The organism is Sphingomonas sp. CCH9-F2 (assembly GCF_001556735.1).
GTDB classification, from domain to species: domain Bacteria; phylum Pseudomonadota; class Alphaproteobacteria; order Sphingomonadales; family Sphingomonadaceae; genus Sphingomonas; species Sphingomonas ginsenosidimutans.
On record NZ_LSJO01000417.1, the window covers coordinates 1 to 747 of the forward strand.

1 protein-coding gene is annotated in these 747 nt (G+C 74.6%); it reads left to right on the forward strand.

Going from position 1 to position 747, the window contains the following annotated elements; genetic code table 11:
* On the forward strand, positions 1-747 hold a 747-nt coding region (locus AX685_RS11880; protein WP_066488937.1), incomplete at both ends, for a tyrosine-type recombinase/integrase.

Here is a 747-nt window from a genome sequence, read left to right on the forward strand (position 1 = left end):
ACACGCTGGCCGCCTATCGCCGCGACCTGACGCTGGCGTCGGCGGATCTCGACGGCGGCCTTTCGCGCGCCGATGCCGCCGCGCTGGGACGGCTGGCGGATGGCTGGCGCGACCTGTCGGGCGCGACGGTCGCGCGCAAGGCGGCGGCGCTGCGCCGTTTCTTCGGCTTCCTGGCGGAGGAGGGCGACCGCGCCGACGACCCTTCGCCCGCGCTGCCGCGCCCGGCCACGCGCCGCCCGCTGCCGCGCACGTTGGGCCATGGCGATGTCGACCGCCTGTTCGCCGCGCTGGGCGCTCGGCTGGCGCGCGATCCGGTGATCCCCACCGACCTGCGCCTCGCCGCATTGGTCGAACTATTGTACGGATCGGGGCTGCGCGCCAGCGAGCTGGTGTCGCTGCCGCGCAACGCGATCCATCCCGACCGCCCGTTCCTGATCCTCAAGGGGAAGGGCGGGCGCGAGCGGCTGGTGCCGGTGTCGGACCGCGCGCGCGCGGCGATCGCGGCGTGGCGCGCGCATGTCGCGACCGACCGCGCGTTCCTGTTCCCGTCCGGCGCGACGCATATCTCGCGCGTGCGGCTGTTCCAGCTGGTCCGCACGATCGCGGGGGAGGCGGGGATCGCGCCCGACCGGATCAGCCCGCACGTCCTGCGCCATGCCTTTGCCACCCACCTGCTGGAGGGCGGGGCGGACCTGCGCGCGCTCCAGACGATGCTGGGCCACGCCGATATCGCGACCACCGAAATCT